Consider the following 14,551-nt stretch of genomic DNA (forward strand, 5'->3'; position numbering starts at 1 on the left):
CAACGGAGTACGGGAAGCGGCCAGGTCCCTTCGAGCGGTGCATCTCAACCGCACGGACGGATCGCCCCCCGGACCCGCGCAGTCTTGAAAGATCCCGCGGCAGTGCTCGGCACCGTCGCGCAGGGTCCACGAGAATCCCAACAAGATCCAGTGCCGCACCGTGGCCGCAGGCCGCGCCGACACACCGAGGTTGCCGTAACCATGCGTCACGACGAAGGAGTCCGTGGTGAGTGCTGACCAGCTCACGCAGCATCTTGCCTCCGGCAGCTGCCACCTGTTCGACGCAGGCTGCGGTTTCCCGGCCCCCGGCCTGAACGAGTTCCAGTTCAACCCGATCTTCACGGTCGCCGGCGTCGGCTTCAACAAGCCGATGCTGCTGTCGATGGTGGCCGCGCTGTTGGTGATCGTCTTCTTCTGGGTCGCCTTCGCGAAGCCGAAGGTCCTCCCGGGCAAGCTCCAGCTGGTCGGTGAGATCGGGTACGACTTCGTCAAGCGAAGCATCGTGCTCGACACCATCGGCAAGAAGGGCGAGAAGTACGTCCCGATGATGGTCTCGATGTTCTTCTTCGTCTGGATCATGAACATCATGTCGGTGATCCCGTTCGCCCAGTTCCCGGTGACCGCGGTGATCGCGTACCCGGCGGGCCTGGCGGCCGTCGTGTGGATCACGTACATGACGCTGACGTTCAAGAAGCACGGCTTCGTCGGCGGACTGAAGAACCTCTGCTGGCCGTCGGGCATCCCCGGCTGGGTCATGTTCATCCTGGTGCCGATCGAGTTCTTCTCGAACATCTTCGTGCGCCCCTTCACGCTCGCGGTCCGAGCCTTCGCGAACATGTTCGCCGGCCACCTGCTGATCGTGATGTTCTCCATCGCCTCCTGGTACCTGCTGAGCCCGAGCCTCGGTGCGCTGTACGCCACCACGTCCTTCACGGTGACCCTGGGTCTGACCGCGTTCGAGCTCCTGGTCCAGTTCCTGCAGGCCTACATCCTGGTGATGCTGGCCAGCAGCTACATCGCCGGTGCCCTCGAAGAGTCGCACTGAGCCAGGGCCGGCAACGGCCCCCACAAACCACTCCCGAAGCACCCCGCTTGCCCGGTGGCCAATCACCACCGGAACACCACCCTGCAAAGGACAACTGCAATGAGCATCCTCGCTACGGGCAATGTCTACGGCTCCGTCGCCTCCATCGGCTACGGTCTCGCCGCGATCGGCCCCGGCATCGGTGTTGGTCTGATCTTCGGCAACGGTGTCCAGGCGATGGCCCGTCAGCCCGAGGCCGCCGGCCTGATCCGCTCCAACATGTTCATCGGTTTCGCGCTGACCGAGGCGCTCGCGCTCATCGGCATCGTGATGCCGTTCGTCTTCGGCAACAAGTAATCCTGCCGTAGTCCTACCGGACGGAAGGTCCAGATATGTCGATCGCGCTTCAGCTGGCAGCAGCGGACTTCAATCCGCTGGTGCCCAAGACGCCTGAGCTCATCATCGGCCTGATCTGCTTCTTCGTGGTCTTCGGTCTGCTCGGCAAGAAGCTCCTCCCCAGCATCGAGAAGGTGCTGGCGGAGCGCCGGGACCTGATCGAGGGCGGCATGGAGCGTGCCGAGGCCGCTCAGGCCGAGGCTCAGGCCCTGCTTGAGCAGTACCGCGCCGAGCTCTCCGAGGCGCGTCACGAGGCTGCTCGGATCACCGAGCACTCCCGCGAGCAGGGCGCTGCCCTGATCGTCGAGATGCGCGAGGAGGGCCAGCGTCAGCGCGAGGCCATCGTCGCGGCCGGCCACGCCCAGATCGAGGCCGACAAGAAGCAGGCGACTGCCGCCCTGCGCCAGGACGTTGGGTCGCTCGCTTCGCAGCTGGCCTCCCGCATCGTGGGTGAGTCCCTGGAGGACTCCGCCCGGCAGAGCGGTGTGATCGACCGCTTCCTGGACGACCTGGAGGCCAAGGCCGCCGTTGCCCAGGGTGCGTCGAAGTGATCGGCGCCAGCCGTGAGGCCCTGGCCGCCGGTCGCGAGAACCTCGAGAGCCTGACCGACAACACCTCGGTGGACGCGGCCAAGCTCGCCGAGGAACTCACCGCCGTCACGGACCTGCTGGACCGTGAGGTCTCGCTGCGCCGCGTGCTGACCGACCCCTCTCGGTCGGGCCAGGACAAGGCCCAGCTGGCCGGCTCACTGCTGGCCGGCCAGGTCTCCGGCGAGACCGTCGACCTGGTCTCCGGCCTGGTCCGGTCCCGCTGGTCCGGCGGGCGCGACCTGGTCGACTCGGTCGAGCAGCTGTCCGCGTACGCCGAGGTCATCGCCGCCGACAAGGCCGGCAAGCTGGACGACCTCGAGGACGAGCTGTTCCGCTTCGGTCGGGTCATCAGCGGCTCGCACGAGCTGCGCTCCGGTCTGACCGAGCCGAAGGCCGGCACCGCCGCCAAGGCGGAGCTGATCAAGAAGCTGCTCGGCGGCCGGGCTCTGCCGGGCACCGTCCGGCTGGTCACCTCGCTGGTCACGAAGCCTCGTGGTCGTAGCCTGGACCAGGGCCTGGAGTCCTACTCCAAGCTCGCCGCGGACCGCCGCGACCGTGTGGTGGCCCTGGTCACCACCGCCGTGCCGCTCAACGACACCCAGCGGGCACGCCTCGAGGGCGGGCTCAGCCGGCTGTACGGGCGCGCGGTGCTCCTGAACATCGACGTCGACCCCTCGGTCGTCGGCGGTGTCCGGGTGCAGATCGGTGACGAGATCATCGACGGCACCGTGTCGAGCCGCCTTGAGGGTGCTCGCCAGGCCCTCGAAAGCTGAGCTTCGCGCCCAGCACACCTCGGCCCTCCGACTCGGAGAGCTGGATACATCCGACCCTCGGTCGGGCGCCGGTCCCACACTGCGGGGCAGCCGGCACATACGTACGGCCGGTCCAACAGCACCGGCCGAGGATCGAATACTTGCGGCCCTCCACGGGCGGGCCGAGGATCGCAACCTAGGAGAGCAGGGAAGCCTGATGGCGGAGCTTACGATCCGGCCGGAGGAGATCCGGGACGCGCTGGCCGATTTCGTCCAGTCGTACCAGCCGGACGCCGCCTCGCGTGAAGAGGTCGGCACGGTCACTGAGGCCATGGACGGCATCGCCAAGGTCGAGGGTCTGCCCTCGGTCATGGCGAACGAGCTGCTGAAGTTCGAGGACGGAACCCTCGGCCTCGCGCTGAACCTCGACACCCGCGAGATCGGTGTCGTCATCCTCGGCGAGTTCAGCGGCATCGAGGAGGGTCAGACGGTGCACCGCACCGGCGAGGTCCTCTCCGTGCCGGTCGGCGAGGGCTACCTCGGCCGCGTCGTGGACCCGCTGGGCAACCCGATCGACGGCCTGGGCGACATCGCCTCCAGCGGCCGTCGCGCCCTTGAGCTGCAGGCGCCCGGCGTCATGGTCCGCAAGTCGGTCCACGAGCCGATGCAGACCGGCATCAAGGCCATCGACGCGATGACCCCGATCGGCCGCGGTCAGCGTCAGCTGATCATCGGCGACCGCCAGACCGGCAAGACCGCGGTGGCTGTCGACACGATCATCAACCAGCGTGACAACTGGCGCTCCGGCGACCCGAAGAAGCAGGTTCGCTGCATCTACGTCGCCATCGGCCAGAAGGGCTCCACCATCGCCTCGGTGCGTGGCGCCCTGGAGGAGGCCGGCGCGCTGGAGTACACCACCATCGTGGCTGCTCCCGCCTCCGACCCCGCGGGCTTCAAGTACCTCGCCCCGTACACCGGTTCGGCCATCGGCCAGGAGTGGATGTACGACGGCAAGCACGTCCTCATCATCTTCGACGACCTGTCGAAGCAGGCCGAGGCGTACCGTTCCGTGTCGCTGCTGCTGCGCCGTCCGCCGGGCCGCGAGGCCTACCCGGGTGACGTCTTCTACCTGCACTCCCGCCTGCTGGAGCGCTGCGCGAAGCTCTCCGACGAGCTGGGCGCGGGCTCGATGACCGGTCTGCCGATCATCGAGACCAAGGCGAACGACGTCTCGGCGTACATCCCGACCAACGTCATCTCGATCACCGACGGCCAGTGCTTCCTGGAGTCCGACCTGTTCAACGCCGGCATCCGCCCGGCCGTGAACGTCGGTATCTCGGTCTCCCGCGTCGGTGGCTCGGCCCAGATCAAGGCGATGAAGTCGGTCGCCGGCCGTCTGCGCCTGGACCTGGCCCAGTACCGCGAGCTGGAGGCGTTCGCCGCCTTCGGTTCCGACCTGGACGCCGCGTCGAAGGCCCAGCTGGAGCGCGGTGCGCGCATGGTCGAGCTGCTCAAGCAGGGCCAGTACCAGCCGTTCCCGGTCGAGGAGCAGGTCGTCTCCATCTGGGCCGGCACCACCGGCAAGCTGGACGACGTCCCGGTCGCGGACATCCGCCGCTTCGAGCGTGAGTTCCTGGACCACCTGCGGGTCGAGCACAAGGGCCTGCTGTCCGCGATCGTCGAGACCTCCAAGCTGGAGGACGGCACGATCGACGCGCTGACCGCGGCGGTCAAGGCCTTCAAGCTGGGCTTCACGACGGCCGACGGCAAGCTGCTCTCCGAGCAGGCCTGAGTCCGGTAGCGAGGGAAAGGACGTAACGACCCATGGGAGCACAGCTTCGGGTCTACAAGCGCCGGATCCGCTCTGTCACCGCGACGAAGAAGATCACCAAGGCGATGGAGATGATCTCCGCGTCGCGCATCGTCAAGGCGCAGCGCGCGGTGGCCGCCTCCACTCCGTACGCCGATGAGCTGACGCGGGCGGTGACGGCGGTGGCCACCCGGTCCAACGCCAAGCACCCGCTCACCACCGAGAACCCGACGGCCACCCGCGCCGCAGTCCTGCTGATCACGGCGGACCGCGGCCTGGCCGGCGGCTACTCGTCCAACGCCATCAAGGCCGCGGTCGTTCTGAGCGAGCGACTGCGGGCCGAGGGCAAGGACGTGGTGACGTACATCGTCGGACGCAAGGGCGTCTCGTACTACAGCTTCCGCAACCTGCCGGTTGCGAAGTCGTGGACGGGCTTCTCGGACCAGCCGACGTACGGCGACGCCAAGGTTGTCTCGGCCGACCTCATCGAGGCCTTCACGACCGAGACCGCCGACGGCGGGGTGGACGAACTCCACCTCGTCTCCACCAGGTTCGAGTCCATGCTGACTCAGACCCCGGTGGACGCCCGGCTGCTGCCGCTGAAGCTGGACGAGGTCCAGCTCAGCGACGACCGCCCGGCGAAGTCGGAGATCTTCCCGCTGTACGACTTCGAGCCGTCGGCGGAGGGCGTCCTCGACGCGCTCCTGCCGCGCTACGTCGAGAGCCGGATCTACAACGCGCTGCTGCAGTCGGCCGCCTCGGAGCACGCCGCACGCCGGCGCGCGATGAAGAGCGCGACCGACAACGCGGAAGAGCTCATCAAGTCGCTCAAGCGGCTTGCCAACTCGGCCCGACAGGCCGAGATCACCCAGGAAATCAGCGAGATCATCGGTGGGGCCAACGCCCTCGCCGACGCTAACGCGGGGAGTGAATAAGACATGACCACCACTGTTGAGACGGCGACGGGCCGCGTCGCGCGGGTCATCGGCCCGGTCGTCGACGTGGAGTTCCCCGTCGACGCGATCCCGCACATGTACAACGCGCTGAAGCTCGAGGTCGCTGCGACCGACGGCGGCGCCGCGAAGACGCTCACCCTCGAGGTCGCCCAGCACCTCGGCGACGGCCTGGTCCGCGGCATCTCGATGCAGCAGACCGACGGCGTCGTCCGTGGCACCCCGGTGCGCGACACCGGCAAGGCCATCGAGGTCCCGGTCGGCCAGATCACCAAGGGCAAGGTCTTCAACGCCCTCGGCGAGGTGCTGAACACCGACCAGGCCGAGTTCGACAAGCAGGTCGAGGTCCGCTGGCCGATCCACCGCAAGGCTCCTGAGTTCAAGGACCTTGAGTCGAAGACCGAGATGTTCGAGACCGGCATCAAGGTCATCGACCTGCTCACCCCGTACGTCCAGGGTGGCAAGATCGGCCTGTTCGGTGGCGCCGGTGTCGGTAAGACCGTCCTCATCCAGGAGATGATCTACCGCGTCGCCGAGAACTTCGGTGGTGTGTCGGTCTTCGCCGGTGTCGGCGAGCGCACTCGTGAGGGCAACGACCTCATCCACGAGATGGTCGACTCGGGCGTTCTGGACAAGACCGCGCTGGTCTTCGGCCAGATGGACGAGCCGCCGGGCACCCGCCTGCGCGTCGCCCTGTCCGCTCTGACGATGGCGGAGTACTTCCGTGACGTCGAGCAGCAGGACGTTCTGCTCTTCATCGACAACATCTTCCGGTTCACCCAGGCCGGTTCCGAGGTGTCGACCCTGCTCGGCCGGATGCCCTCCGCGGTGGGTTACCAGCCGAACCTGGCCGACGAGATGGGCCTCCTGCAGGAGCGCATCACCTCGACCCGCGGTCACTCGATCACCTCGATGCAGGCGATCTACGTCCCCGCGGACGACCTGACCGACCCGGCCCCGGCCACCACCTTCGCCCACCTCGACGCGACGACGGTTCTCTCCCGTCCGATCTCCGAGAAGGGCATCTACCCGGCCGTGGACCCGCTGGACTCGACGTCCCGCATCCTGGACCCGCGCTACATCGCGCAGGACCACTACGACACGGCCATCCGTATCAAGGGGATCCTGCAGAAGTACAAGGACCTCCAGGACATCATCGCGATCCTCGGTATCGACGAGCTGGGCGAGGAGGACAAGCTCACCGTCCACCGTGCCCGTCGGATCGAGCGCTTCCTCTCGCAGAACACCTACGTGGCGAAGCAGTTCACCGGTGTCGAGGGTTCGACCGTGCCGCTGTCCGAGACGATCGAGGCCTTCAACAGCATCGCGGACGGCAAGTACGACGCCGTCCCGGAGCAGGCCTTCTTCATGTGCGGTGGCATCGAGGACCTCGAGAAGAACGCCGCGGAGCTGGCGAAGAAGTAGTCCGGCCGGCTGAACCAGTCCGACCGACCATGAGGGGTGGTCCCCAACCCTGGGGGCCACCCTTCGTGGCACGGTGGCTGTGATTCCGGTCATCTCCGCGCTCTTGGTTTCATCTCCGGGGTGCGGGCCCGTTATTCTTACCGAAACTGCCGAGTTACTCGGGGGTTTCAAGAGCTTAGGAGCCCACGTTGGCTGAGCTGCACGTCGAGCTGGTCGCAGCCGACCGCAAGGTGTGGTCCGGTGCGGCCACCATCGTCGTCGCCCGTACGGCTTCCGGTGACGTCGGCATCATGCCGGGCCACACCCCGGTGCTGAGCGTGCTGGAGTCCGGCCCGGTCACCATTCGCACCACCGATGGCGGCACTGTCATCGCGGCCGTGCACGGTGGCTTCATCTCGTTCGCCGACAACAAGGTGTCTCTGCTCGCGGAGATCGCCGAGCTCGCGGACGAGATCGATGTGAACCGCGCGGAGCGTGCGCTGGAGCTCGCCAAGAGCGAGAGCGACGCGCACGCCGAGCGCCGCGCCGAGGTCCGCCTCGTCGCGGTGGGCCGCAAGGCCGCCTGAACGAAGCATCACGACCCGGCTGCCGGGTCGGACGGTCCCGGGGACGCGCGAGCGTGACCCCGGGACCGTCGTATCAGTTGGTAGGGACAGACCGGTCGTTCGATACGACTGACCGGCAACGGGGAACGCGGTGCTCGCCGGACGGGGAGTGCGGCGCGCGTGAGCGAGGAGGTCGGTGAGCATGGTCCTCGCCCTTGTGGTGTGCGCCGCGGTCGTAGCCCTGGCGGTGATCGGCCTGGTGGCGTTCGCGGTGCGACGCCGGATCATCCAGCGGGTCGGCGGCACGTTCGACTGCAGCTACCGGCTCAAAATGCCGGCCGACGCCTCCACCACCCCCGATCTCGACGAGAACGGACAGCCCACCTCCGCCCCGGTCCCCGCGACCGACGGCAAGGGGTGGGTTTTTGGTATCGGCCGCTACAGCGGCGACCACATCGAGTGGTTCCGGGTCTTCTCCTACGCCCCCCGCCCGCGCAAGGTCCTCCCGCGCCGCGAGATCGAGGTCCTGGGCCGCCGCTACCCCGAGGGCCAGGAGGAGCTCGCCCTCCTCTCCGGCTCGGTCGTCCTGCGCTGCCTCCACAATGGCGCCCCCCTGGAACTCGCGATGAGCGACGACGCCCTCACCGGCTTCCTCGCCTGGCTGGAAGCCGCGCCGCCGGGACAGAGAGTCAACGTCGCGTAGCGGCGAGACCCTCAGGTTGGGGGTCCCCCCGCCCGGAGGGTGGGGGATGGTCAACGTCGCGTAGCGGCGGTCGCTCGTTCGAGTGGAGGGTGTTGATTCCCCTCCGCGTACGCACTGCGCCTCCGTAGCGTGTGCGGCGTTGGTTGTGCCCAACCGTGCTGCCGCCCACACTGGACGGAGGAGGTGTGTTCTTGATGACCGCTGTCGCGTCTGAACCCGAGCTCGACCTTGGCCTCGACGAGGGGCCCAGCCTGGACGAGGTCCTGTGGCAGGCCTGGCTCGCACTCGAACTCCCCGAGGGCTACCACGCTGAGATCGTCGAGGAGCTCATCGAAGTGTCGCCTACCGGACGTCGTAGCCACTTGAGGGCCGCCAACAGGCTTCGTGATGCACTCGTGCTCTTCCTGGTCGACAGCGGCAGCGCCGCATATCAGGATGGCAATCTGTTGCACGGCCAGAAGGTCTTCATCCCGGATGTCTTCGTTGGTCCCGACGATGTCGACGACTTTCCGGACCCCACCGGTTTGGGTATCGACGCGACCCGTGTCGAACTGGTCGCCGAGGTGGTCTCCCCGGGCCGCGCCGCGCGTGAGCGGGACCTGGAGCGCAAGCGCCGGGCCTACGCACGGGCCGGGATCCCCATCTACGTCATGATCGACGACTTCGACGGCGTCGGCCACGTCACCGTGCTCACCAAGCCCGTCCCCAAGAAGGCCGTCTACGAGGCCTCCGTCCGGGTCCCCTACGGCACCGAGGTCACCATCTCCGAGGGGCCGGCGAAGGGGTTTGTGATCGGGGTCTCCATCACCGGTAAGCCGCGTGAGGTCTGAGTAGGCTGCACCGCATGGTCAACCTCACCCGCATCTACACCCGTACCGGCGACGACGGCACCACCGCGCTCGGTGACATGAGCCGTACGACGAAGACCGATCCCCGGCTGATCGCCTACGCGGACAGCAACGAGGCCAACGCGGCGATCGGGGTCGCGATCGCGGCCGGGGCGCTGCCGGCGGACGTCTCCGCGGTGCTGACGCGGATTCAGAACGACCTCTTCGACGTCGGCGCGGACCTCGCCACCCCGGTGGTCGAGGACCCCAAGTACCCGCCGCTGCGCGTGCTGCAGAGCTACATCGACCGGCTCGAGGCCGACTGCGACCACTACCTGGAGACGCTGGAGAAGCTGCGCAGCTTCATCCTCCCGGGCGGCACCGCGGGTGCCGCGTACCTGCACCTGGCCTGCACCGTGGTGCGCCGGGCGGAGCGGTCTACCTGGGCGGCGATCGAGGCGCACGGGGACAGCATCAACCCGCTGACCGCCAAGTACCTCAACCGGCTCTCCGACCTCCTCTTCATCCTGGCCCGCGCGGCCAACAAGGAGCAGGGCGACGTGCTCTGGGTGCCGGGCGAGAACCGCTAGGGGCCGTACGCCTGTTTCGGCGGCGCAAACCGGCGCGTCACCCGACGCAGATCACACCCGCGGGTAGTCCCGCGCGGCGGCCCGGGGCACTACAGTCCGAGCCGTGAGCGGCGCGGCTCCGGCGGGTGACCCCTGCCCTGAGTCGGCCTCAGGAGCAGGATGCCGGGAGAGCAGCCATGAGCAACGTACCCACTCAGCCTCAGCAGATCGCCGTGATCGGCGCCGGACTCATGGGCGCGGGCATCGCCCAGGTGTCCGCCCAGGCCGGCCACCCGGTGGTGCTGCGGGACGTCACCGAGCAGGCGCTGCAGCGGGGGCTGGACGGCATCAAGGCGTCGTACGAGAAGTTCGTCTCCAAGGGCCGGCTGACCGCTGACGAGGCGACCGCCGCGCTGGGCCGGATCACCACCACCACCGACCTGGGCGCGGTCGCCGGGGCCGACCTGGTGATCGAGGCGGTCTTCGAGCGCCTGGACGTCAAGGAGGGCGTCTTCCGGGAGCTCGACAAGATCGCCAAGGACGGCGCGGTGCTGGCGAGCAACACCTCCGCCATCCCGATCACCCGGATCGCCGCCGCCACCGAGCGGCCGGAGAGCGTGGTCGGCGTGCACTTCTTCTCCCCGGTGCCGCTGATGAAGCTGGTCGAGCTGGTGCGCGGCTACAAGACCAGCGACGAGGCGCTCGCCACCGCCCGCGCCTTCGCCGAGGGGGTGGGCAAGGAGGTGGTCGTGGTCAACCGCGACGTGGCCGGCTTCATCACCACCCGCCTGATCACCGCGCTGGTGGTGGAGGCGGCGAAGCTCTACGAGTCCGGGGTGGCCAGCGCCGAGGACATCGACACCGCCTGCCGGCTCGGTTTCGGCCACCCGATGGGTCCGCTGCAGACCGCCGACATGACCGGCGTCGACATCCTGCTGCACGCCGCGCACAACATCTACGAGGAGACCAAGGACGAGAAGTTCGCGGCTCCCGAGGTGATGGCGCGCATGGTCACCGCCGGTGACCTGGGTCGTAAGAGCGGCCGGGGTTTCTACCCCTACAGCTGACCCCGGCTGCGGGTGAGCTTGCTCACGACGCTGTCGCAGATGGGTGATTTGCGCGGTAATCGAGCGTGAGCGCCAAGGGGTACTGCGTATATTCCCTCGGACGAGTGAAGTTGCTTCCGGATCCGAGGGGGAGCAGCAACCTGGGCCGCTGGTCCGGCGTCAGATGGTGGGGAGCCGTCCGCCGGGACCGGCGGCCCGCAAGGGGTGCCCTGTCGAACCGCCCTGAGGGGCGATGAGGTGATGAGGTCCCGACGACCCGTGGAGGAGGACTGCGTGCGCATCTTTGAGATCCGGCCCTGCACGGGCGGGCACGGGGGCGGGCACCCCGGCGCGTACACGGTCCTGGCCGTCGAGGGCCGGCTGGACGTCCGGACCGCCGCCGACGCGCGGGCCCGGCTGCACCAGGCGGTCGACGGCGGTGCCGGTGACCTGGTGCTGGACCTGGTCGGCCTGGAGTTCTGGGACGCCACCGGGCTCGGCGTGATCATGGGGACGCACCGGCGGGCCGGGCGGCTGGGGCGGCGGCTGGTGCTGCGTTCCGTCCCGCCGCAGTTGCAGCGGCTGCTGGTGGCCACCCGGCTGCATCGGATCCTGGCCGTCGAGGGAGTGGTCGCCGAGCCGCTGGGCGCGACGCTGTCCGGCGCGGCGGCCTCCGTGGCGCAGTCCGTGGCCGTGCAGTCCGTGGTGGCACCGTCGCACTGAGTTCCCGATCCGGCGCTCGCGGGAGACCGCGGCTGCACAGTGGGGCATGAGTGTGCGAGAGTCTGCCTCCAGCGGCCGTCGAGCGCACACCTGTGCCCGCGGTCCGGTCGGTCAAGCAGCCCGGCGGCCTGCGGTCGCGCGGTGGAGCACAGGCGGAGCGAATCGTGGCACAGCCATCCGGTGATTTCAGTCAGGAGAACCTGCGCGTGCGAGCGGGGACGCTGGTCTCCGGGCGCCACCTGGTGACCGTCGGCGGCCCGGACGGGTCGGACGTCCAGCCGTGCCCGCCCGAACAGCGGCCCGCGGTCCAGCTGTTGGCGGGTGACACGCAGCGCCAGGGCGGCCGCACCGCGCTGGGCCCGGGCCCGAGCCCGGCGGTTGGGCCGCTGGCGCTCGGCGCCGGACCCGGCGATCTGCCGCTGCTCGACCGTGAGGCGGAGGTCGCCCAACTGCTCGGCAAGCTCGCCGAGGGACGCTCGGTCCGGCTGGTGGGAGAGCAGGGCTCTGGTTGCAGTGCACTGCTCTCGGCCGTGGTCGAGAGCGCGGGCGACATCGCGCCGCACGGTGTCGTCCAGCTCTGCGGCCACCGCAGGACCGCGGGCGACCTGCTCCAGGACCTCTTCGCGGCCACCCACCGCGCCCCGGGCTTCCGGCCCGACCGGGAGCAACTGCCCTCCCTGCTCGCCCAGGTGGGCGCCGTCGTGGTGATCGACGAGGTGCAGCCGGACGGTGCCGAGCTGGAGGAGCTGCTGGCCACCGCACCGGAGTGCGCCTTCCTGATATCCGTGGCGGCCGGCTCCGGAGGCGTGCTGCCGGTCGGCTCCCGGCTGGAGGACCACCGGGTCGGCGGCCTCTCCCGTACCGCCTGCCTCGCGCTCACCGCGCGACTGGCGGGCCGGCCGCTGGACGACGCCGAGCGCGCCTGGGCGGTCGACCTCTGGTTCGAGTCGGAGGGCCTGCCGCTGCGCTTCGTGCAGGCCGCGGCCCTGCTGCGGCAGCGCGACATCGAGGTGGACGCGCTGATCGCGGCGGAGGAGGACCAGCACAGCGTCTTCGGTCGTCCGGAGGACGGCCCCGCCGACGCCGACCCGGCCGTCCGGGAGGGCGAGCTGCGAGCGGCTCTGCCGCTGCCCTCGCTGGCCGAGAGCGCCGCTCCGGCCTCCCGGTTGGCCGAGGGGCTCAGCGAGCCCGCACAGGCCGTTCTACGGCTCTCGCTGGCCCTCGGTGGCGAGTCTCCGACGGCGCCGCACCTGCCGGCCCTGATCGAGGTCGACCACGGCGAGAGCGCCCTGCGGGAGTTGGCCGACCGCGGGCTCGCGGAGTCGATCGGCGGTCACCACCGGCTCACCGTCGGCGTGTTGGAGGCGCTGGCACCCCAGTGGCCGCCGCTGGACAGCGTGCACGGCGCGGCCCGGCACTTCTCCTGGTGGGTCGGCCACGGCTCGGTGACCACCGCGCAGATCGCCGCCGAGGCCGAGGTGGTGGTCGGCGCGCTGGAGGCCGACCGCGCCGCGGGCCGGACGGAGGCGGTGCTGCGACTGGCGCGGGCGGCGGCTCCCGCGCTGGCGCTGACGCTGCGCTGGGGCGCCTGGCGGCAGGTGCTGGAGCTGGGCCTCGCGGTGGCCCGGCAGGCCGGTCAGCGGCGTGAGGAGGCCTGGTTCCAGCACGAGTCGGGCGTGCACTGGCTCTGCGTCGGCGAGCCGGAGCGGGCCCAGATCGCGCTGCAGGCCGCCTGGGCGCTGCGGACCGAGCTGGCGGACGTGCGCGGCGCGGCCGCCACCCGGCGGCTGCTGACGCTGCTGCAGGACGAGGCGCGCCCGCCGGCCGCCCTGGAGGCCGAGACCCAGCTGATCCGGCGTCCCGTCATCCGGGTGCTGGCGCAGCGCTCGCTGCGCTCGGCGCGGGTGCCGGTGAGCGCGGTGCGCGGCTGGTCGCGGAAGAGCCTGCTGCTGGCCTCGGGCGGGCTGCTGGCGCTCGGCGTGCTGGGCACCGCGGTCGGGCTGAGCGTGGCGGGCCCGGACGGGAGCGGGACCTCCGGCGTCCGGCCGAACGGCTCCTCGGACGGCACCGGCCTGACCGGCGGCGCGGGGCTCGGCGGCAGCGGCAGCCCCTCGGGTGGGCTCAGCTCCGCCACGTCCGCCGCGACGAGCGCGGGCGCGAGCGGCAGCGCGAGTGTCAGTGCCTCGGCGAGCGCGAGTCCCAGCGCCAGCGGCAGCACGACGCGCGGTCCGGCCCGGCACACCAGCGCGCCCAGCAGCAGCGGTGCGCCGACGGACGTGCCGACCACCGACAACCCGCCCGCGCCCGGCCGGACCTCCAGCGCGCCGGCCCCGACCCACACCAGCGCCACCCCGGCGCCGACCAGCGCGAGCCCGGCGAGCACGCCCCCGTCGCCCTCCACTACGCCCCCGTCGACGCCGCCTGCCCCGACGACCTCGGCGCCCAGCACGACGCCGCCGTCTTCGTCGGTGTCGTCCTAGAACAGCTTGAGCTTGTCCCCGTCGATGCCGCGCAGCTCGTCGTAGTCCAGCACGAGGCAGCCGATGCCGCGGTCCGTGGCCAGTACGCGGGCCTGCGGCTTGATCTCCTGGGCGGCGAAGACGCCCTTCACCGGGGCGAGCAGCGGGTCGCGGTTGAGGAGTTCGAGGTAGCGGGTGAGCTGCTCGACGCCGTCGATCTCACCGCGGCGCTTGATCTCGACCGCGACGGTGCCGCCGTCGGCGTCCCGGCACAGGATGTCCACCGGGCCGATGGGGGTGGGGTATTCGCGGCGGACCAGCGACCAGCCGGTGCCCAGCACCTCCATCCGGTCGGCGAGCAGCTCCTGGAGGTGCGCCTCGACGCCGTCCTTGATCAGGCCGGGGTCGACGCCGAGCTCGTGCGAGGAGTCGTGCAGCACCTCCTCCAGCGTGATGATCAGCTTCTCACCGGCCTTGTTCTCGACGGTCCAGGTGCCGTCGGCCTGCTTGAGGGTGCAGGGCGGCGACATCCAGTTGAGTGGCTTGTAGGCACGGTCGTCGGCATGGATGCTGACGCTTCCGTCGGCCTTCACCAGGATGAGCCTGGTGGCGGACGGAAGGTGGGCGGAGAGCCGACCGGCGTAGTCGACTGAACAACGGGCGATGACGAGGCGCATGGGGGCAAGCCTAGGCGCTCGCGGAGGCCGTCCGAGCCCGGTCACGGAAGGT

At 69.8% G+C, this 14,551-nt stretch carries 15 protein-coding genes; 14 read left to right on the forward strand and 1 reads right to left on the reverse strand.

Features of this window, described 5'->3' with window-relative positions:
- Window positions 1-226: 226 nt before the first annotated feature.
- The 14 genes from atpB (at window position 227) to P3T37_RS12320 (ending at window position 13,843) form a co-directional block, all read left to right on the forward strand.
- On the forward strand, window positions 227-1,045 hold the full coding sequence (gene atpB, locus P3T37_RS12255) for a F0F1 ATP synthase subunit A (protein WP_280723570.1): 819 nt from the start codon (window positions 227-229) through the stop codon (window positions 1,043-1,045).
- Window positions 1,046-1,144: 99 nt separating this feature from the next.
- The gene (gene atpE / locus P3T37_RS12260; protein ID WP_280668338.1) at window positions 1,145-1,381 is read left to right on the forward strand and encodes an ATP synthase F0 subunit C; all 237 of its coding nucleotides are present in this window, start codon (window positions 1,145-1,147) and stop codon (window positions 1,379-1,381) included.
- A 35-nt stretch (window positions 1,382-1,416) separates the two neighbouring features.
- The gene (locus P3T37_RS12265; RefSeq protein ID WP_280723571.1) at window positions 1,417-1,971 is read left to right on the forward strand and encodes a F0F1 ATP synthase subunit B; all 555 of its coding nucleotides are present in this window, start codon (window positions 1,417-1,419) and stop codon (window positions 1,969-1,971) included.
- Entirely contained in the window at window positions 1,968-2,783 is an 816-nt protein-coding gene (locus tag P3T37_RS12270; protein WP_280723572.1) for a F0F1 ATP synthase subunit delta, read from the forward strand. The genes P3T37_RS12265 and P3T37_RS12270 overlap by 4 nt, the downstream gene beginning before the upstream one ends.
- 196 nt (window positions 2,784-2,979) lie before the next feature.
- Window positions 2,980-4,554, forward strand: coding sequence for a F0F1 ATP synthase subunit alpha (gene atpA / locus P3T37_RS12275; protein WP_035797942.1), 1,575 nt, complete (start codon window positions 2,980-2,982; stop codon window positions 4,552-4,554).
- A gap of 32 nt (window positions 4,555-4,586) precedes the next feature.
- Window positions 4,587-5,507 carry a F0F1 ATP synthase subunit gamma gene (locus tag P3T37_RS12280; RefSeq protein WP_280723573.1) on the forward strand — a complete coding sequence of 307 codons (921 nt, stop codon included), beginning with the start codon at window positions 4,587-4,589 and terminating at the stop codon, window positions 5,505-5,507.
- Between the two features lie 3 nt (window positions 5,508-5,510).
- Window positions 5,511-6,950 (forward strand): F0F1 ATP synthase subunit beta, encoded by a 1,440-nt coding sequence (gene atpD / locus P3T37_RS12285; protein WP_280723574.1) that lies wholly within the window; start codon window positions 5,511-5,513, stop codon window positions 6,948-6,950.
- 188 nt (window positions 6,951-7,138) lie between these two features.
- The gene (locus P3T37_RS12290; RefSeq protein ID WP_280723575.1) at window positions 7,139-7,516 is read left to right on the forward strand and encodes a F0F1 ATP synthase subunit epsilon; all 378 of its coding nucleotides are present in this window, start codon (window positions 7,139-7,141) and stop codon (window positions 7,514-7,516) included.
- Window positions 7,517-7,697: 181 nt separating this feature from the next.
- A complete protein-coding gene (locus tag P3T37_RS12295) occupies window positions 7,698-8,198 on the forward strand; it encodes a DUF2550 domain-containing protein (protein WP_280723576.1) in 501 nt (166 codons plus the stop codon).
- Between the two features lie 194 nt (window positions 8,199-8,392).
- A complete protein-coding gene (locus P3T37_RS12300; protein ID WP_280723577.1) occupies window positions 8,393-9,028 on the forward strand; it encodes a Uma2 family endonuclease in 636 nt (211 codons plus the stop codon).
- 14 nt (window positions 9,029-9,042) lie between these two features.
- Window positions 9,043-9,615, forward strand: coding sequence for a cob(I)yrinic acid a,c-diamide adenosyltransferase (locus P3T37_RS12305; protein ID WP_280723578.1), 573 nt, complete (start codon window positions 9,043-9,045; stop codon window positions 9,613-9,615).
- A 176-nt stretch (window positions 9,616-9,791) separates the two neighbouring features.
- Window positions 9,792-10,661: a 3-hydroxyacyl-CoA dehydrogenase family protein gene (locus P3T37_RS12310; protein ID WP_280723579.1), complete on the forward strand. Its 870-nt coding sequence runs from the start codon at window positions 9,792-9,794 to the stop codon at window positions 10,659-10,661.
- Window positions 10,662-10,949: 288 nt separating this feature from the next.
- The gene (locus tag P3T37_RS12315; RefSeq protein ID WP_280723671.1) at window positions 10,950-11,363 is read left to right on the forward strand and encodes an STAS domain-containing protein; all 414 of its coding nucleotides are present in this window, start codon (window positions 10,950-10,952) and stop codon (window positions 11,361-11,363) included.
- Between the two features lie 164 nt (window positions 11,364-11,527).
- On the forward strand, window positions 11,528-13,843 hold the full coding sequence (locus P3T37_RS12320; RefSeq protein WP_280723580.1) for an ATP-binding protein: 2,316 nt from the start codon (window positions 11,528-11,530) through the stop codon (window positions 13,841-13,843).
- Here P3T37_RS12320 and nucS read toward each other — a convergent pair.
- Window positions 13,840-14,499: an endonuclease NucS gene (gene nucS / locus P3T37_RS12325; RefSeq protein WP_280723581.1), complete on the reverse strand. Its 660-nt coding sequence runs from the start codon at window positions 14,497-14,499 to the stop codon at window positions 13,840-13,842. The two genes, P3T37_RS12320 and nucS, sit on opposite strands and share 4 nt — an antisense overlap.
- Window positions 14,500-14,551: the final 52 nt, after the last annotated feature.

Origin of the sequence: Kitasatospora sp. MAA4 (genome assembly GCF_029893355.1) — a bacterium.
Classification (GTDB): domain Bacteria; phylum Actinomycetota; class Actinomycetes; order Streptomycetales; family Streptomycetaceae; genus Kitasatospora.